General features: G+C 68.8%; 3 protein-coding genes. All 3 read left to right on the top strand.

Annotation, left to right across the window (positions count from 1 at the left end; translation table 11 throughout):
* Window positions 1–56 precede the first annotated feature (56 nt).
* From BCO18175_RS14435 to BCO18175_RS14445, 3 genes are read left to right on the top strand one after another with little or no spacing between them, the layout of a single operon-like run.
* Window positions 57–4,472, top strand: a complete 4,416-nt coding sequence (locus tag BCO18175_RS14435) for a beta-ketoacyl synthase N-terminal-like domain-containing protein (RefSeq protein WP_174982249.1) — start codon at window positions 57–59, stop codon at window positions 4,470–4,472.
* Entirely contained in the window at window positions 4,469–7,792 is a 3,324-nt protein-coding gene (locus BCO18175_RS14440; RefSeq protein WP_174981814.1) for a type I polyketide synthase, read from the top strand. Before BCO18175_RS14435 ends, BCO18175_RS14440 begins: the two co-directional genes overlap by 4 nt.
* Window positions 7,789–21,192, top strand: coding sequence for a non-ribosomal peptide synthetase/type I polyketide synthase (locus tag BCO18175_RS14445; protein WP_174981816.1), 13,404 nt, complete (start codon window positions 7,789–7,791; stop codon window positions 21,190–21,192). Before BCO18175_RS14440 ends, BCO18175_RS14445 begins: the two co-directional genes overlap by 4 nt.
* Window positions 21,193–21,197: the final 5 nt, after the last annotated feature.

Genomic DNA, 21,197 nt, shown 5'->3' on the forward strand with positions numbered 1-21,197 from the left:
GATCGCCACAAACGGTCCTGAGATTTTCAACGTTTAGAAGACAACGAAGGTTGAGCATGCTTCCCGATACAAAATTCAGGACTGTTACAGAAATTTTGTTGTTTCGCGGCAAAGTCGAACCGGAGAAGACGGCATTCATTTTTCTCGAGAACGGTGAAGCGGAACTGACTCGACTCACGTTCGGCGACCTGGACAAGCGGGCTCGCGGCATCGCCGCCAGGCTGCAAGACATCGCGCAACCGGGCGATCGCGTCCTTCTGGTCTATCCGCCCGGGCTGGAATTCATCTGCGCATGGGTCGGGTGCCTGTACGCCGGCCTGATCGGCGTACCGGCCTATCCACCGCGCAGGCATCGTCCCGCCGATCGTCTCAAGGCCATCGTCGCCGACGCCACGCCGGTCGTCGCGCTGACCGACGCAGCCACGCTCGACGGCATCGCGCATCACGCGGACGGCTATTCCGACACGCTGGAACTGAAGATCCTGGCGACGGACCAGCGCTTCGACGCACCGGCCGAACAATGGCGCGCACCGGAAATCACGCCGCAGACGCTGGCGCTTCTGCAATACACGTCAGGCTCCACCGGTACGCCGAAAGGCGTGATGATCAGCCACGCGAACATCCTGAGCAATATGGCGGTGATCGCCGAGGCGAGCGATGCCGATGCGTCGACGGTGTTCGTCAGCTGGCTCCCGGTGTTTCACGACATGGGCTTCTTCGGGAAGGTGCTGCTGCCGATCTATCTCGGTGTGCTGTCAGTGCTGATGGCGCCCGCGGCGTTCGTGCAGAAGCCCTTCCGCTGGCTGCAGGCCATCACGAAGTATCGCGGCACGCATTGCGCCGCGCCGGATTTCGCGTATGACCTGTGCGCGCGCAAAATCTCCGACGAGTCCCGCGCGCAGCTGGATCTGAGCAGCTGGCGCGTTGCATTCAACGGCGCGGAACCGGTGCGCGCGGAGTCGGTGGCGCGTTTTTCGCACGCATTCGCCGCCTGCGGCTTCCACGCGCACACCATGCGCCCGGTCTACGGGATGGCCGAGGCGACCTTGTTCATCTCCGGTCAGCCGGCACGCTCGCTGCCGCTCGTCGCGGACTACGACGCCGACGACCTGGCACACGGCGTGGCGACGAAAAGCGACACGGGCAAGCGCCACGCGCTGGTCTCATGCGGCCGGACCTGGGCGGAGCACCACCTGCGGATCGTGAATCCGGATACCGGTGAGCGCTGCGCGCCCGGCCGGATCGGCGAAATCTGGCTGACCGGCCCGAGCGTCGGCGTCGGCTACTGGAACCGCGCCGAGGAAACGGAGCGCACCTTTCGCGCGAAGCTGGATGGCGATGACGCGCGTTACCTGCGCACGGGCGATCTCGGCTTCGTCGACGGCGAGGACCTCTTCGTCACCGGCCGTTTGAAAGACCTCATCATCGTCGCCGGCCGCAATCACTACCCGCAGGATCTCGAACAATCCGCCGAGGGAAGCCACCCCGCGCTGGCGCCCAACGCATCGGCGGCGTTCTCGATCAACGTCGATAACGTGGAGCGGGTCGTCGTCGCATGTGAAGTGCGCCGGGAAGCGCTCAACACCCTGAACGCGGAAGCCGTCGCCACGGAGATCCGGCGCAAGCTCGCCGAAGAGCATGACGTCGATCTGTATGCGGCTGTCCTGTTGAAGCCCGCCACGATCCTGCGCACGTCCAGCGGAAAAATCCAGCGGAGCCGGATCAGGCAGGCATTCCTCGATGAACAGGGGCTCGCGATCGCGGGCGAGTGGCGACGTGCGTTCTCCGCGGAGTACGCGCCCTCCACGGCCGCGGCACGCGACACGCAAGCGCTGGTGCAATGGTGCATCGAGCGTGTCTCGCGCCTGTCGGGAATCGATTCCGGCAAGATCGACCCCGATGCGCCGTTCAGCATCCATGGGCTCGATTCGAAGGACGCCATCATGCTCTCGGGCGAGTTGCAGGACTGGCTCGGGCGGCCGGTTTCCCCTACCGTCGTCTACGATTTTCCGAGCATTTCCCTGCTGGCGCGCCATTTGAGCGGCACCGGGAATGCCGTGCCGGACCAGGCGCCCGGCTCGGCCGAAGCACGCGCGGATATCGCGATCGTCGGCATGGGATGCCGCTTCCCCGGCGCCGGCAATCCCGACGCATTCTGGCAGCTTCTACTGGAGGGCCGGGACGCGGTCGGCGCGTCGACGAAGCGCGCCGCCGACCTTCCGCCCACCGGGCTGCTGGAACAGGTCGACCAGTTCGATGCGGCATTCTTCGGCATCAGCGCCCGCGAAGCCGAATCGATGGATCCGCAACAGCGCCTGCTTCTCGAGGTTGCCTGGGAGACGTTCGAGCATGCGGGAATCGCGCCCCGCAGTCTCGCCGGCGGACGCACCGCGGTCATCGTGGGCATCAGCAATTCGGACTACATCCGGCTGGCGCAGGAAGAGGTCGCGGACGTCGGCCCTTATGTCGCGACCGGAAATGCGCTCAGCGTCGCCGCCAACCGCATTTCCTACACGCTCGATTTGCGCGGCCCGAGCTGGGCGGTCGATACCGCGTGTTCGTCGTCGCTCGTCGCGGTGCATCAGGCGTGCCGCGCGCTGCAGCGCGGCGAGTCCGATGCGGCGCTGGCCGGCGGGGTCAACCTGATTCTGGCGCCGCAAGTGAGCGACTCCTTCACGCAAGCGGGCATGCTTTCGCCGGATGGCCGATGCAAGGCGTTCGATGCGGCAGCAAACGGTTATGTGCGCGGCGAAGGCGTGGGCATGGTGCTGCTCAAGCGGCTCGACGATGCACTCGAGAGCGGCGACACCGTGTTCGCCGTGATTCGCGGCTCGGCGGTGAATCAGGATGGGCGCAGCAATGGCCTGACCGCGCCCAATGGCCCGGCCCAGCAGGCCGTGATTCACGGTGCGCTGCGCGATGCCGGCGTACGCGCGCAGGACATCGGCTTCGTCGAGGCGCACGGTACGGGGACGCCGCTCGGCGACCCGATCGAGTTGAACTCGCTGGCGGCCGTCCTGAATGAATCCCGTCGGCCGGACGATCACTGCTGGATTGGTTCGGTCAAGACCAACATCGGCCATCTGGAGTCGGCGGCGGGCATCGCCAGCCTGATCAAGACCGCCCTTGCGCTACACCATCGCGCCATTCCGCCGAACCTCCATTTCCGGTCGATCAATCCGGAAATCGCGCTCGACGGCACGCCCTTCCGCATTCCGCAGCAGGCCACGCCCTGGCATTCGGAACACGGGCCGCGCCTGGCCGGCGTGAGTTCGTTCGGCTTCGGCGGCACCAACGCGCACATGATCCTGTCCGAAGCGCCACGGCCCGCAGAGATCGAAGCCGACCCGGCGGCGCCCGCGGCGCGCGTCGTGACGCTCTCCGCCCGCACGCCCGAAGCGTTGCAGGCGCTGGCTGCTTCCTATGCGGCCTATCTCGACGCGCATCCCGAGGTCCGTGTGCGGGATGTCGCGTTCACGGCAAATACCGGGCGCACCCACTTCACGCGGCGAGCGGCCATCGTCGCATCGAGTCTCGACTCGTTGCGTTCGCAACTTGATACCGTTTCGTCCGGTGAGCCTGCGGACACTCCACCTGCGGTGACATTCCACTTTTGCGCCGACGACGGCGGCAGCGCCGACGCGGTTCGGCAATTGCGCTCGGCCTGCCCCGCTTTCGATGCACTGATGCAGCGGCAATCCGAGGCGCACGAGCTCGTCCCCGCCGACGCCGGGTTCACGTCATTCCAGCGCGCGCTTGCGCAACTGTGGATGTCGTTCGGCATCACGCCGGGTGCCGTCAGCAGCACCGGCGACGGGCATCGCGCCGCTGCCTCGTGGGCGGACGTGCCGCAGGCGCAGGACGGCGGTGCGGCGGTACACCACGGCATCGTGATCGAAATCGGCACACATACGGCCGCGTGGGACACGATCCTGCACACGCTCGCCGCGCTCTACGTACGCGGCGCGTCCGTCAACTGGGATGCCGTGGAGCAGGACGCGCCGCGCCGCCGGCTCGCCCTGCCGACCTACCCGTTCGAGCGTCGCGGTTTCTGGATCAGTCCGCGTGCGCCTCGGCATCCGTTGCTCGGGCGCCTCATGGAGCAGCACGCGCATGCGCCGGCCACGTGGATCTGGCAATCGCGTCTCGATGCGCCGGCGACCACCTTTCTCGGCGGTCATCGCGTCAAGGGGTCGCCCGTCCTGCCCTATTCCGCCTTTGTGGAAATGGCACTGGCGGCAACGACGGAAATCGGCGCCGCCGGCCATACGACGTTGAAGGACCTCGCACTGCATGCGCCGTTGCCGCTGCATCCGCATGAATCGCGCACCGTGCAGACCGTGCTGAGCCGCCGGTCCTGGGGACCGTTTTCGTTTGCCGTCTATCACCGGATCGAGGACACCAGCGCCGCCGCGACATGGCAGATGTGCGCGAGTGCCGAAATTCACGAATCGGATCGGAGCCACGCATGAAATTCGGCCTGATGTTCTTCGCCAGCAGTGAAGAGGCGCTGTCCGGCAACAAGTACCAGCTCGTGATGGAGAGCGCGCGCTTCGCCGATGCGAACGGGTTCTCCAGCGTCTGGGTGCCGGAGCGCCATTTCACCGAATTCGGCTCGCTGTACCCGAATCCCGCCGTGCTGCACGCCGCGCTCGCCGCTGCCACCCAACGCGTGAAGCTGGTCGCGGGCAGCGTGGTCGCAGCGCTGCACAACCCGATCCGGATCGCGGAAGAATGGTCCATGGTGGACAACCTGTCGAACGGCCGCGTGGGCGTGTCGTTCGCCTCCGGATGGAATCCGGACGACTTCGTGTTCGCCCCGGACAAATATGCGAGCCGCCAGGATGACATGCTGACCACGATGCGCGCCGTCCAGCATCTGTGGCGCGGCGGCACGCTGGATGCGACGAACGGCGTCGGCAAGCCGGTGCGGTTGCGCGTCTATCCGACGCCGGTGCAGCCGGAACTGCCCGTCTGGGTGACCGCCGCGAGCAATCCGCAGACGTTCGTGCGCGCCGGCGAAGTCGGCGCCAACCTGCTGACCCACGTGCTCGACCAGGATCGGGACCAGCTCGCGCACAAGATCGCCCTCTACCGCGAGGCGCGCGCGAAGCATGGCTTCGATCCGGCGGCCGGCACCGTGTCCGTGATGCTGCACACGTTCGTCGGCGCCGATGCGGCGCAGGCGCGCGAACAGGCGCGTGTGCCGTTCTGCAACTACATCCGCAGCAATATCGGGCTGTTGAACGGGCTGGCGCAGAGTCGCGGCCAGTCGGTCGACGTGCGCGCGATGGGCGCACGCGAACTGGACGAGTTCGTCGAGTTTCTCTATGAACGCTTCGCGCAATCGCGCGGCCTCATCGGCACGCCGGAAACCTGCGTCGAACTGGTGCGGGATCTCGAGTCGATCGGCGTGGATGAAGTGGCCTGCCTGCTCGATTTCGGGCCGCCAGTCGAGTTGATCCTCGGCAATCTTCCGCAGTTGCGTCGACTACGCGAGATGTGCGCCCCCAGGCGAACCGCCGCGCCGACGCGATTCGATGCCGCCGAGGTACAGGCCCGCTGCACCGGAACGACGTCGGGCGCGGACTTCAACGGCGAAATCCGGCAGCACGGCGTGCAGATCGACGGCGTGTTCGACGCGATCCAGCAGATCTGGCGCACGACCGGCGAGGCGCTGGGGAAGATCAGCCTGCCGGCCGACGCGCTGGCGTCGTCGCAATACCAGGTACACCCCGCCTTTCTCGACGCGTGCAGCCGCGTGCTCGCCGCCGCCATCGATCCGGACGCGCTGGAGTCGGGCGACCTGTACCTGCCCAGCTCGATCGGCGCGGTACGGGTCCATCAGCCGCCGTCGTCGACCGATGCATGGAGTCACGCCACGCTGCGCAAGCCGATCGGACACGGCGCGCTGGAGGGCGACATCCGCGTCCACGACCTTGCGGGGCGACTGCTGATCGAGATCGATGCGCTGCGGTTGCAACATGTGCGCGCGGGGCGCGCCGTCGAGCGGCACGACTTCGCCGCGCTGCTCTATCAACGCGTCTGGAGACCGTCGAACATCGACACGGCAACCGCCGGTTCGGCGCATGGCGAGTGGCTGATTCTCGCGGACCGTGGCGGCGTGGGCGCACAGCTGTCGGCCCTGCTGGAAAGCGCGGGCGATAAATGCACGCTGCGCTTCGCCGACGCGACGCCGGAACTGCCCGCGCCCGACCGCCCGCTGAAGGGCGTCATCCACCTGTGGAGTCTCGATCTCGCGCCCGCCGACATCGCGGCGAGACGGCGTGCCAGCGCGAGCGTGCTGCACCTGGTCAGGGCGCTTGCGTCACGCGCGCCGTCGGCCCGGCAAGCGCGTCTGTGGCTGGTGACGTCAGGCGCGATGAATGTTCTGGATGGCGAATCGATCGCGGTGGCGCAGGCCCCGCTGTGGGGATTGGGCCGGGCGATCGCGGTGGAGCATGCGGCGCTGTGGGGCGGGCTCGTCGATCTCGATCCCGCACAGCCGTCGGCGGCGGACATCGCGCAAGCGGTACAGGCTGGCGGCCGTGAAGACATGATCGCGTTTCGCCGCGAACAGCGCTACGTCGCGCGCATCGCCCGCGACAATCGCGAACTCGTCAGCCACCGGCCGATCCGGTTCCACGATGACGCGACCTATCTGGTGACCGGCGGGCTCGGCGGGCTCGGCCTGCGGCTCGCGTCCTGGCTCGCCGACAACGGCGCCGGGAAAATCGTGCTGCTAGGGCGTGGCGAGCCTTCCGCCGCGGCCGGGAAAATCCTGCGCACGCTCGACGCGCGGTTCATTCGCGTCGATCTGTCGCGTCGCGAGGACGTCGAGCAGGCGCTCGGCGAAATCGCGCATTCGATGCCGCCGCTCAAAGGGATCTTTCACCTCGCCGGCGCGCTCGACGATGCGTTGCTGACGCGCCAGGACGACGACTTCTTCCATCGCGCCGGCAGCGGCAAGGCCGACGGCGCCTGGTATCTGCACGAGCTGACGGCCGACTTGCCGCTCGACCATTTCGTGCTGTTCTCGTCGATGGCCGCGCTGATCACGATGCCGGGCCAGGGCAACTACGCGGCGGCGAACAGCTTCCTCGACGCCCTCGCACAGCATCGGCGCGCGCAGGGGAAACCGGGGCTCAGCGTCAATTGGGGGCCGTGGGCGGAGATCGGCCACGCCGCCACCGACTACGGACGGCGCGCGCACGAGCAGCTGGGCGCGCTCGGCGTCGGCACGCTGCCGCCCGAACTGGCCATCGCGACGCTGGAACGGCTGATGGCGTCCGGCGTCGCCCAGTCCGGGGTCGCGCAAATCGACTGGCCGACCCTGTTCCGGGTCGATGCGCCGGCCGCCGGGTCCGCGCTGTTTTCCGAGCTGGCGCAACCGGCCGCGCAGCCTGCGCAGCAGGAGACCGCATTGCTGCGACAGCTGCACGCGTGCGCACCGCGCGAGCGGATCGCGCTGATCACCGACACGCTCGCGACGATGCTGGCCGAGACCTTGCGTCTTTCCGGCCCCGACGCCATCGCGCCCGAGCAATCGCTGCTCGATCTCGGTCTGGATTCGCTGATCGCGCTCGAACTGACGGACCGCCTCACCAAGGTGTTCGGACGACCGTTTCGCGCGACGTTGTTCTTTTCCTATCCGAACCTGCAGACGCTCGCCCAGTACGTGCTCAACGAACTGTCGCCGTCGCTCCCCGCGCCGGTCGTCGACGAAGCATCCGACGACCTCGACGAGGACGACCTTTCCGAACTGATCGCCCAGGAGATCGGCGCCCAATGAACGCCAAGGCCACGCATGCACTGAAAGCCGCGCTCGACGAACTGCGCCTGCGGCGCGCGGAAATCGCGGCGCTGCGTTCGGACCGCAACGAACCGATCGCCGTCATCGGCATGGCTTGCCGCTTCCCCGGCCGCAGCGATACGCCGGACGCGTTCTGGCAATTGCTCGATGGCGCGCGCGATGCCGTCACCGAAGTGCCGGGTGAACGCTGGGATATCGATCGCTATTACGACCCCGATCCGTCCGCGCCCGGCAAGATGGCGACCCGCCACGGTGCCTTTCTCGAACGCGTGGATCAATTCGACGCGGCGTTCTTCGGGATCGCGCCGCGCGAAGCGACTTACCTCGATCCGCAACAACGGCTCCTGCTCGAAGTGGCGTGGGAGGCGCTCGAGAACGCCCATCTCGCGCCCGAGCGCTTCCGGCAGTCGGCCACGGGCGTGTACGTCGGCATCACCTGCTTCGACCATGCGATCCAGGTGTCCAATGCGTCGATGCCGTCGAGCAGCTACGCCGGCACGGGCAGCGCGCTGAACATGGCCGCGGGCCGGCTGTCGTTCGTGCTGGGCCTCACCGGCCCGAGCATGGCGATCGATACCGCCTGCTCGTCGTCGCTGGTGTGCCTGCACCTGGCCTGCGAAAGCCTGCGCTCGCGCGAGACCGGCATGGCGCTCGCGGGCGGCGTCAACCTGATGCTGTCGCCCGAGGTCATGGTCAGTTTCTCGCAAGCGCGCATGCTGTCGCCGGACGGACGCTGCAAGACCTTCGATGCGGCGGCGGACGGCTATGTGCGCGGCGAAGGGTGCGGCATGGTGGTGCTCAAGCGCCTCGCCGACGCGCTCGCCGACGGCGACCGGGTGCTCGGCATCGTGCGCGGCACGGCGGTCGACCAGGGCGGCGCAGGCGGCGGGCTGACCGTGCCGAGCCGCGATTCGCAGGAACGGGTGATCCGCCGCGCACTGAACCAGGCCGGCCTCGCGCCCGGCGACGTCTCCTATGTCGAGGCCCACGGTACCGGGACGTCCCTCGGCGACCCGATCGAGGTCGAAGCGCTGGCCGGCGTCTACGGCGCCGGGCGCGCGGCGGGCGAGCCGCTCGTGATCGGTTCGGTCAAGACCAATATCGGGCATCTGGAGTCGGCCTCCGGCATCGCCGGCCTGATCAAGGTCCTGCTGTCGTTCGAGCACGACCGGATTCCGGCGCACCTGCATTTCACGCAACCCAATCCGCATACGCCGTGGCAGGACATCCCGATCCGCGTCGCGGCCGATCCGGTCGCGTGGCAGCGCGGGGAACGCAGGCGAATCGCCGGGGTGAGCGCGTTCGGATTCAGCGGCACCAATGCGCACGCGATCGTCGAGGAACCGCCCATCGCGCCGGCGCACACCGCGCAGCGCGCGCTGCTGCTGCTGTCGGCCCGATCCGAAGCGGCGCTGGCGGCGCTCGTGCAACGCTACGAGCACGCGATCGCCGGCGCGACGCCGCAGGAGCTGGCCGCCATCTGCCGCGCCGCCGCCACCGGGCGGAATCACTATCCGTTTCGCGCGGCCTATGTATCGGGCGTGAGGGCAGCGTCGGCGGCAGCGGCGCGCACGGGCAAGGCGTTGCGCATGGGCTTCACGTTCGGCGTGCCGGACACCAGCGTCGCGCGCGCGCTCCACGCGTCGGAACCGCTGTTCCGCGACGCGTTCGCGCGTTGCTCGGTGCCGCTGGAGGCACTCGAGACCGACGCGGGCCGCTTCGCGATCCAGTTCGCGTGGGCGGAACTGTGGAAGGGATGGGGCATCCGCCCGTCCGTCGTGTCGGGCCATGGCATCGGCGAATTTGTCGCGGCCTGCGTGGCAGGTGTCGTGAGCGTTGCCGACGCGTTGCGCCTCGTGGCCGCCCGCCCGGATGCCGAAGCGTTGCGCGCGGTGCTTCAGGACATGCCGTTCGCACGGCCGTCGGTTCGCCTGATTTCCGGCTGTCTCGGCACCGAAGTGACCGACGAGGTGACCCACCCGCAGTACTGGTTGCAGCTGGCCGGGGCGTCGGATCAAGCCGACGCGCCGCGCACGCCGGAGGGGCTCGCGGACGGCTGGCTGCCGCAGCCCTGCGCCGGCGATGCACTGGAGCACGCACTCGCGGCGCTGTACGTGCAGGGCGGGCAGTTCGACTGGAGCGCGCTGTTCCCGGCGCCTGCCCAGCCCGCCACGACCCTGCCGAACTACCCGTTCGAGCGGCAGCGCTTCAGCCTGGAGAAGATCCAGTCGCCCGTCGTCGGCATGGATGCCGGCAGCATCGACGCAGCGGTGCGCCACCTCAAGTCGTCCGGCAAGTACCCGGAAGACGTGCTGAACGCGTTTCCTGACCTGCTCAGGACTGCGTTCGCCCCCGCCGAAACCGCCGCGTCAACAGCAAACCCGCTCTATCACGTGGTGTGGGAGCCGCAAGCCGCGTTGCCGGCGGCACAGGTCCCCGCCGACGCGTCCCCGTGGCTGATCTTCGCGGACGCGAGCGGTGCCGGCGACCGGCTCGCGGCGCTGCTGCGTGAGCGCGGCGCATCCTGCTCGCTGGTCCGCCCCGGCCTCGACTATGTCGCCGACGTGGAAGCGGGCTGGCAGGTCGCGCCCGAGCGGCCGGACGATTTCGTCCGCCTGCTGAACGAGACCGCCGCCGGCCAGCGCATCGTCTTTCTATGGGCGCTGGACGAAGCCGTCGGCGAGACGCGCATGTCCGCTGCCCTGCTGCATCTCGTGCACGCGCTGGTCGGCGGCGAGCGCGAGTGGACGCCTTCGACCCGGCCCAGGGTCTCGGTGGTCACGCGCGACGCGGTGGAAGCCGGCGAAGCGCCGCACGTATCCGGGCTCGCCCAGGCTGCGCTGTCGGGCCTGGCACGCGGGGCGATGATCGAGCATCCGGAATGGTTCGGCACCGCGATCGATCTCGACCCGGCCGCGCCGGAGGACGAGACGCAGGCGCTGCTTCAGGAGATGCTCGGCGAGAGCCGCGAGGAACAGGTGGCGTTGCGGCACGGCGCGCGCCATGTCGCGCGCCTGAGCCCGCTCGCGCAAGCCGAAACCGCCGCGCTGCCGGTCGACCCGGACGCGGCCTACCTGATCACCGGCGGGTTCGGCGCGCTCGGGCTGCACACCGCCCGGTGGCTGGCGGCGCGCGGCGCACGCACGCTGATCCTGGTCGGCCGGCAAGGGGCCGCGAGCGACGAGAGCCGGCAGGCGATCGCCGAACTGCGTGAGCGGAACGTATCGCTGCGCTGCGAGCGCCTCGATATTGCCGACCCTGCGGCGGTCACCGATTTCTTCGCCGCGCTCCGGCGCGACGGCGTGCCGCTGCGGGGCATCGTGCACGCGGCCGGCATCGTCGGCTACAAGCCGATCATGCAGGTCGAGCGCGAGGAACTGGACGCGGTCCTGCAACCCAAAGTCGCCGGTGCGTGGCTGCTCCATCAGCAAAGCGAGCACTTCCCGCTCGATTTCTTCATCCTGTTTTCGTCGATCGCGTCCGCGTGGGGTTCACGTGAGCAGGCGCACTACAGTGCCGCGAACCGCTTCCTCGACGCGCTCGCGCATCATCGCCGCGGCCAGGGCCTGCCGGCCCTGAGCGTGAACTGGGGCCCCTGGGCCGAAGGCGGCATGACGTTCCCCGAGGCGGAAGCGCTGCTGCGGCGCGTCGGCATCCGGTCGCTGGCGGCGGATCGCGCGCTCGACGTGCTGAACCGCCTCCCCGCCGTGCCCCAGGTCGCGGTCGTCGATATCGACCTGGCGCTGTTCCAGGGCTCCTACGAGGCGCGCGGACCCAAGCCCTTCCTCGACCGCGTGCGGGTAGCCGGAAGCCCGCCAGGCGCGACGGCGATGCCGGCATTGAGCGAGGCATCGCCGCGCGAGCGAAAGCGCCTGCTGGCGGACAGCATCGATCGCGCCGTTGCCCAGGTGCTCGGTTACGACGCGGGGACGCTGGATCGTGACCTCGGCTTCTTCGAGATGGGCATGGATTCGCTGATGGCGCTCGACGTGCGCACGCACCTCGAAAATGCGCTGGGCATCCCGTTGTCGGTCGCGCTGTTGTTCGATCATCCGACGGTCAACACCCTCGCGGATTTCCTGGCGGAGCAGGCGTCCGGCACGGTGCCGGACGCGCACGCGGCACCGGCGCAGGCCGCGCCGCCGCAGCCGCAGCCCATCGCGCCAGCCATCGAGGCCCGCGAGGCCGGCACGCCGGAGCCGATCGCGATCGTCGGCATGAGTTGCCGGTTTCCCGGCGCCGCGCACGATCTCGACGCCTACTGGAACCTGGTGAACGACGGGGTGGATGCAATCTCCGAAGTGCCGCGCGAGCGCTGGGACATCGACGCGTACTACGATCCCGACCAGGAAGCGCCGGGGCGCATGTACTGCCGCTTCGGCGGTTTTCTCGACGACGTCGACCAGTTCGATCCGGCGTTTTTCCGCATCACGCCGCGCGAAGCAGCCGCGATGGACCCGCAGCAGCGCCTGTTGCTCGAAGTCAGTCACGAAGCGCTGGAGCATGCCGGCATTCCGGTCGACCGTCTCAAGGGCAGCCGGACCGGCGTCTTCGTCGGCATCACCACCAACGATTACGCGAACCTGCAGCTTCGTAACGGCGGCGGCAGCGGCATCGACGGCTATTTCTTCACCGGCAATCCGCTCAACACGGCGGCCGGCCGCATCTCCTATGGACTGGGCGTGCAGGGGCCGAGCATGGCGATCGATACCGCCTGCTCGTCGTCGCTCACCGCGATCCATACCGCCAGCCAGAATCTCCGCAGCGGCGAGTGCGATCTCGCCATCGCGGGCGGCGTGAACCTGATCCTGTCGCCGGACAACTCCATCGCCGTCTCGCGCACGCGGGCGCTGGCGCCGGACGGCCGCTGCAAGACCTTCGACGCGTCCGCGGACGGCTTCGTGCGCAGCGAAGGCTGCGGCGCGCTGGTGCTCAAGCGCCTGTCCGATGCGCTGGCCGCGGGCGATCGCGTGCTGGCCGTGCTGCGGGGTTCGGCCGTCAACCACGACGGCGCGTCGAGCGGCTTTACCGCGCCGAACGGACGTGCGCAGGAAGCCGTGATCCGCCAGGCGCTGGGCGGGCTGCCCGCCGCGTCCATCGATTACGTGGAAGCGCACGGCACCGGCACCCCGCTGGGCGATCCCGTCGAGTTGCAGGCACTGGCGACAGTGTTCGGCGCAGGCCGCGACGAGGGCCGGCGGCTGCGCGTCGGCTCGGTGAAAACCAACATCGGCCACACGGAATCCGCCGCCGGCATCGCGGGGGTGATCAAGGTCGTGCTGTCGCTGAACCACGACCGCCTTCCCGCCCACCTGCATTTCCGCCAGCCGAGCCCACTGGTGCAGTGGGACGCGCTGCCCATCGAGGTCTGCGCCGAGGCGAGCGCGTGGCCGCGCGGCGAGCGGCCACGGCGAGCCGGGGTCAGCGCGTTCGGCGCGAGCGGCACCAATGCCCACCTGGTGCTCGAAGAAGCGCCCGCGCCGGCGCGGCCGGTGACGCCGCCCAAGCACAAGGTGCATCCGCTGGTGCTGTCGGCCAAGACGCCTGCGGCGTTGCGCGAGCTGGTCGGTCGCTATCAGCGGCGGCTCGAAGCCGAACCCGGTCTCGACATCGCGGCCGTGGCGTTCTCGGCGGCGAACGGCCGCTCGCATTTCGCACATCGGCTGGCGCTGCCGGTGACGTCGCTCGACGACGCCATCGACAAGCTGCGCGCGTTCCACGCGAAGGAACCCGCCGGCGCGGCGCAACCCGCCCCCCGCGTGAAGATGGCCTTCCTGTTCACCGGCCAGGGCTCGCAATACGCCGGCATGGGCCGCCGTCTGTACGACGCGTACCCGGTGTTCCGCGACGCCATCGACCGCTGCCGCGCGGTGGCCGATTCGCTGCTCGACAAGCCGTTGCTCGAGGTGCTGTCGGCCCAGGGCGAGGACATCCACCAGACCGGCTACAGCCAGCCGGCCCTGTTCTCGCTGCAGTACGCGCTCACCACGCTGCTGGCGTCGTTCGGTGTGGTGCCCGACGCCGTGATGGGCCACAGCGTCGGCGAGTACGCGGCGGCTTGCGCGGCCGGCGTCTTCTCGCCGGAAGACGGCCTGCGGCTGATCGCCGAACGCGGCCGGCTGATGCAGGCGTTGCCCCGCGACGGCGAGATGGCGGCCATTTTCACCGACCTCGCCACGGTCGAGCGCGCGATCGAAGCGTGGCCGCACGAGGTCGCGGTGGCGGCCGTCAACGGTCCGGCGAGCATCGTGATCTCCGGCAAGCGCGAGCGCATCGCGATGCTGGTCGACGCGTTCGCCGCGCGGGACATCCGGTCCGTGCCGCTCAATACGTCGCACGCGTTTCACTCGCCGCTGCTCGAGCCGATGCTGGACAGCTTCCAGGCCGCGGCGAAAGCCGTGCCCGTCGCACGCCCGGCGATCCCGTTCTATTCGAATCTCACGGGCGCCGTGATGGACGACGCGCCCACCGACACGTACTGGCGCCGCCACTGCCGGGAGCCGGTGCAGTTCGCGAGCAGCGTCGAGCGCCTCGCCGAAGCCGGTTTCAACGTGCTGGTCGAAATCGGCCCCAAGCCGGTGCTCGTCAACCTGGCCCGCGCGTGCTGTGCGCCGGACGCCGGAATCCAGTTCCTTGCCCTGCAGCGGCCGCAAGTCGAGCAGCAAGCGCTGATCGAAACGCTGTCGAGCCTGTATGCCCGCGGCGTCGATGTCGACTGGGCCCCGACCGAAACACCCGCGCCCGCGCGCGTCGCATTGCCGTCCTATCCCTTCCAACGCAGCCGTACCTGGTTCCAGAAAGCGGACATGTCCATGACTCAGACAAGCGCATCACCCATCGCCGTAGCACCGACGCACAATCGCAGCGGCGAGGTTCTCGAATGGCTTCGCGGCAAGATCGGCGAATTGATCCAGGCCGACCCCGCCACCATCAACATCGAACTGCCCTTCCTGGAGATGGGCGCCGACTCGATCGTGCTGATCGAGGCCATCCGGCACATCGAGGCAGAGTACGGCGTGAAGCTGGCCATGCGCCGCTTCTTCGAAGACCTGGCGACGGTGCAGGCGCTCGCCGAGTATGTCGCGGACAACCTGCCGGCGGCCGCTGCGCCGACCGAGGCCGCGTCCGAGGCCGTGGCAGAACCGTCCACGGCGGCGGTCGCGGTCGCGCCGTCCGCGGAGCTGCTTGCGCCGCTCGCCGCCCCGGTGGAATGGGTGCCGGCCGAAGGCGGCTCCACGGTCGAGCGCGTGTTGCGGGAGCAGAATCAGCTGCTGTCCCACGTGATGAGCCAGCAGATGGACCTGCTGCGCACGTCGCTGACCGGCCAGGCCGGCGTCCGGCCGGCGACGGTCGCCGCGCAAGCCGTCGCGAGCACGGCGAGCGTTGCACCCAAGGCCGCGATCGCGGCCCCGGCCGCCGCGCCCGCAGCGAAGCCCGCGCCTGCAGCCGCTGCGGCGCCCGCGGCCGACAATCCGCCGCCCAAACCGATGATGCCGTGGGGCAGCCCGGTCCAGCAGCGGGCGCGCGGACTGTCCGCCGCGCAGCAGGAGCATCTTGAAGCGCTGATCGTGCGCTACACGACGCGCACCCGGAAATCGAAGGACTCGGTGCAGGCGTCGCGCCCGGTGCTGGCCGACAGCCGCGCCACGGTCGGCTTCCGCTTTTCGACCAAGGAGATGCTGTATCCGATCGTCGGCGATCGCGCGGCCGGTTCGCGGCTGTGGGACATCGACGGCAACGAGTACATCGATTTCACGATGGGCTTCGGCGTGCATCTGTTCGGTCACACGCCGGATTTCATCCAGCACCAGGTCACCCGCGAATGGCAGCGCCCGCTCGAACTGGGCGCGCGCTCCAGCCTCGTCGGCGACGTGGCCGCGCGCTTTGCCCGCGTGACCGGCCTCGATCGCGTGGCGTTCTCGAACACCGGCACCGAGGCCGTCATGACCGCCATGCGGCTCGCGCGCGCCGTGACCGGGCGCGACAAGATCGTGATGTTCACGCATTCGTATCACGGCCATGCCGACGGCACGCTCGCCGCGGCGAACGCGGACGGCGTGACGGAAACCATCGCCCCCGGCGTGCCGTTCGGCTCGGTCGAGAACATGATCCTGCTCGACTACGGCAGCGACGCCGCGCTCGAGGCCATTCGCGGCATGGCGTCGACCCTCGCCGCCGTGATGGTGGAGCCGGTGCAGAGCCGCAACCCTTCGCTGCAGCCCGTCGCGTTCCTCAAGGAGCTGCGTCGCATCACCGAGGAGGCCGGCGTCGCACTGATCTTCGACGAAATGATCACCGGCTTCCGCGTCCATCCGGGCGGCTCGCAAGCCATGTTCGGCATCAGGGCCGATCTCGCGACGTACGGCAAGATCATCGGCGGTGGCCTGCCGCTGGGCGTCATCGCCGGCACCAGCCGCTTCATGGACGCCATCGACGGCGGCATGTGGACCTACGGCGACCATTCGTTCCCCGCCGCGGACCGCACCGCGTTCGGCGGCACCTTCTGCCAGTATCCGCTCGCGATGGCGGCCGCGCTGGCCGTGCTCGAGAAGATCGAACAGGAAGGCCCGGCGCTGCAGGCCGCGCTCAACGAACGCACCGCGCAAATCGCCGACACGTTGAATGCGTTCTTCGCGGAGGCCGAGGCGCCGATCAAGGTCACGTGGTTCGGCTCGATGTTCCGCTTCGAATTCACCGAGAACCTCGACCTGTTCTTCTATCACATGCTCGAAAAGGGCATCTACATCTGGGAATGGCGCACCTGCTTCCTGTCCACCGCGCATACGGATGCGGATATCGACCGCTTCATCCGGGCGGTGAAGGACAGCGTCGCCGACCTGCGCCGGGGCGGTTTCATCCGGCCGCACTCGAAACACGGCACGGTGGCCGCGCTGAGCGAAGCGCAGCGCCAGCTGTGGGTGCTGTCGGAAATCGATCCCGAAGGGTCGCTCGCCTACAACGTCAACACCACCCTCGAACTGAACGGCCGGCTCGACGAAGCCGCGATGCGCGCGGCCGTCCAGAGCCTGGTCGATCGGCACGAGGCGCTGCGCACCACGGTGATGGCGGACGGGTCGGGCCAGATCGTGCAACCGTCGCTGAAACTCGAGATTCCGCTGATCGACACGGACCCGGACGCGTGGCGGGACCACGAAAGCCGCCAGCCGTTCGACCTGGTGAACGGTCCGCTCTTTCGGGCCGCGCTCGTGCGCCTGGGCAGCGAGCGTCACCTGCTGGTGATGACGGCCCATCACATCATCTGTGACGGCTCGACGTTCGGCGTCCTGCTCGAGGATCTGGCCCGCGCGTATGCCGGTGCGGCGCCGGCCGCGGCGCCGCTGCAGTTTCGCGCGTACCTGAAGCAGCTCGACGGCCAGCGCCACAGCCCGGAAACGAAGGCGAATCGCGAGTACTGGCTGGCGCAATGCGCGCGCCAGGCCGCACCGCTGAATCTTCCGGTGGACTACCCGCGGCCCGCGGTGAAGACGTTTCACGGCGAGCGCGTGTCCCTGCATCTGGACGCGGCTGCGGCCGCGACGCTGCGCACCGCGGCCCGTCAGAACGGCTGCACGCTCTACATGGTGCTGCTCGCGGGCTTCAATCTGTTCCTCCACCGCGTCGCCGGCCAGCAAGAGATCGTCACCGGCATCCCGGTGACCGGCCGCTCCGTGGCCGGCAGCGATCGCCTCGCCGGCTACTGCACGCATCTGTTGCCGCTGCGCTCCACGCTGCCCGAGCAGGCCACCGTGGCCAGCTTCCTGGCCGGCACCCGGCAGAACCTGCTCGACGCGCTCGAGCACCAGGATTACCCGTTCGCCGAGCTGGTCCGCGAAATCGGCGCACAGCGCGATCTCAACGCCGCGCCGCTGGTCTCGGCGGTCTTCAACCTCGAACCCGTGTCGGCGCTGCCCGAACTGCCGGGCCTGACGGTCGGTCTCGTTGCGCCGCTGATCCGCCATACCGCGTTCGATCTGAACGTCAACGTGCTCGACGCGGGGCAGGCACTCCTGATCGATTGCGACTACAACACCGATCTGTTCGACGCGAGCACGGTGCAGCGTTTCCTCGAAATCTACCGGACCCTGCTGACGCGTCTCGCTGACGATGCGTCGGCCGCCGTTGCCCGGCTGCCGTTGTCGAGCGACGCGGAGCGGAACCTGCTGACCGTCGAGTGGAACCAGACCGACACGGATTTCGGCGAAGCCGCCACGCAACCGCTGCACCGCCTGTTCGAACAGCAGGTCGAGCGCACGCCCGACGCCGTCGCTGCCGTCTTCGATGACCAGGCGCTCACCTACGCCGAACTCAACCTGCGCGCCAATCGTCTCGCCCACCACCTCATCGCGCTCGGCGTCGGCCCCGATGCACTCGTCGGCGTCGCCATGGAGCGCTCCCTCGACATGAGCGTCGCGCTGCTCGCGGTCCTCAAGGCCGGTGGCGCCTACGTCCCCGTCGACCCCGACTACCCCGCCGAGCGCGTGCGCTTCATGATCGACCACGCGCAGTTGCGCTGGCTCCTCACCCAGCAGCATCTGCGCACCACGCTGCCTGAGACCGACGCCCGCGTGATCGTCGTCGATACCGACGAACTCGATCTCGACCTCGACGCCGTGTCGAACCCCGCGCCCGCGCTGAACGGCGACAACCTCGCCTACATGATCTACACGTCCGGGTCGACCGGCCGCCCCAAGGGCGCGCTCAACACCCATCGCGCGATCACCAACCGCATCCTCTGGATGCAGCACGCCTACGCGCTCGACGCCGACGATGCCGTGCTGCAGAAGACCCCTTTCAGCTTCGACGTCTCGGTCTGGGAGCTCTTCTGGCCGATCGTCACCGGCGCGCGCCTCGTGTTCGCCCGACCCGGCGGACAGCGCGAGGCCGACTACCTGGTCGAGCTCATCGAGCGCGAACGGATCACCACGATCCATTTCGTGCCGTCGATGCTGCGCGCGTTCCTCGACCACCCGGACCTCGCCGCACACTGCGCGTCGCTGCGCCGCGTCGTGTGCAGCGGCGAGGCGTTGCCCCACGACCTGCAGCAGCGTTGCCTCGAGCGCCTGGACGTCAAGCTGTACAACCTTTACGGCCCTACCGAGGCCGCCGTCGACGTGACCGCGTGGGAATGCCGGCGCGACGACCCGCACCGCATCGTCCCGATCGGCCGGCCCATCGCCAACACCCGTCTCTACATCGTCGACGCGCAGATGCAGCCCACGCCGGTCGGCGTGGCCGGCGAATTGCTGATCGGCGGCACGCCGGTCGGCCGCGGCTACCACGACGAACCCGAACTGAGCGCCGAGAAGTTCATCGCCGATCCGTTCTCCGCCGACCCGCTCGCGCGCCTCTACCGCACCGGCGATCTCGCGCGCTACCGCCCCGACGGCAATATCGAGTTCCTCGGCCGCATCGATCACCAGATCAAGCTGCGCGGCCTGCGCATCGAACCCGGTGAAATCGAGGCGGCACTGACTTCGCACCCGCTGGTCGACGCCGCCGTCGTGGCGCTGCGCGGCGTGGACGAAGGCGCGAGACTGGTCGGATGGCTGTGCTCGTCGCATCCCGAAGCCGAATTGATCGAAGCGGTGCGCGGCCACCTGCGGCAGCGGCTGCCGGATTACATGGTGCCTTCCGCGTTCGTCGTCGTGACGGCATTCGAGCATCTGCCCAACGGCAAGCTCGATCGCGCCAGGCTGCCAGAACCCGGCGACGGCCTGGACCACGTTGCGCCCGTCAACGCGCTCGAAGCGCAGTTGACGGCAATCTGGCAGGAAGTGCTCGGCAAGGCACGGATCAGCACGACCGCCAATTTCTTCGAGCTGGGCGGCAATTCGCTCCTGGCGACGAAGGTCGTCGCGCGCATCCGTCGCGATCTGCATGCGAAGCTGGAAATCCGCAGCCTGTTCGCACTCCCCACCATTTCGAGCCTCGCGAAGCGCATCGCCGATACGCAGCCGATCGATTACGCGCCGGTGACGCCGCTGCCGGCGCAGGCAAGCTACGCGCTCTCTCCGGCCCAGACGCGGCTGTGGGTCCAGGATCGTCTCCATGCGGCGCAAGCCGGCGGGCCGCTGCCCACGTCCCTGCTGTTCGAGGGCGTGCTGGACGTGGACGCGCTCGTGCGGGCGTTCCGCGCGTTGAGCGAGCGTCACGAGATCTTGCGCACGCGTTTCGTGCTGGAAGGCAACCAGCCGGTCCAGCACGTGCTGCCGCCCGGCGAAGCCGCGTTCCCGGTCGAGGTCGTGGATCTGCAGGATGCCGAGGACCGGGATGCCCAGGCGATGTCGATCCAGGCGAGCGAACGGCTCGCGCCGATGGATCTCGCGACCGGCCCGCTCTTCCGCGTCAAGCTGCTCAGGCTCTCCGAAGTCCGTCACGTCTGCATCTGCACGATGCACCACATCGCGAGCGACGGCTGGTCCACGGAGGTACTGCTCGACGACCTGTCCGCGCTCTATGACGCATTCGTCCAGCGTCGCGACAATCCGCTGCCCGCGCTCCCGATCCAGTACAAGGATTACGCCGGCTGGCTGAACCACCTGCTTGCCGGGCCGGAGGGCGCGCGCATGAAGGACTACTGGCTGACCCGGCTGGGCGGCGGCCTGCGCGCGCTGGAACTGCCGGGCGACGTCGAGCAGCCGGCCGCGCCGAGCTGGAAATCCTGGCGATTCGAACTGCCCGCCGCCGAGACGACGGCGCTGGAATCGCTCGGCAAGCGCCACGGCGCGACCCTGTTCATCGCGCTGCTGTCCGCCATCAAGGCGCTGTTCTACCGCCGTTCCGGCCAGGAGGACATCGTCGTCGGCACGCCGGTCGCGGGCCGCGAGCTGCCCGAACTCGAGTCGCAGGTCGGCCCCTACCTGAACGTGCTGGCGCTGCGCGATCGTGTCGCCGGCGACGACCGGTTCGACACGCTGCTGACCCGGGTGCGGGACACCACCCTCGAAGCGTTCTCGCACCCGCTGTATCCGCTGGATCGCTTGCTCGACGAGCTGCACATCAAACGCGTTGCAGGGCGCAACCCGCTCTTCGACATCGGCCTGACGCTGCAGAACCAGCAACAGGGCCCCGTCGATCGCTACGCGGGACAAGTGCACATCGCCGAGCTGCCGGACCACGCCCCGCAGGGCGCGGACACGGAAGCCGCGACGGACTTCTGGTTCCTGGCCGAACCGCGCGCCGAGGGGCTCGCGATCCGCGTCGTCTATCACGCGGGGCGGTTCAGCGAAGCCCTGGTGCAAGGCCTCGCCGACGAACTGACGTCCGTCATCGGCGAAGTGCTTGCCAATCCGGGCGTTCGCATCCGGAACCTGACCCTGGGACAACGCGCGCTGCACGCCGACGCCCGCCAGCCCACCGTCGAACTCAGCGCATTCTAAGGAGC

This window comes from Burkholderia lata, from assembly GCF_902499335.1.
GTDB lineage: Bacteria > Pseudomonadota > Gammaproteobacteria > Burkholderiales > Burkholderiaceae > Burkholderia > Burkholderia lata_B.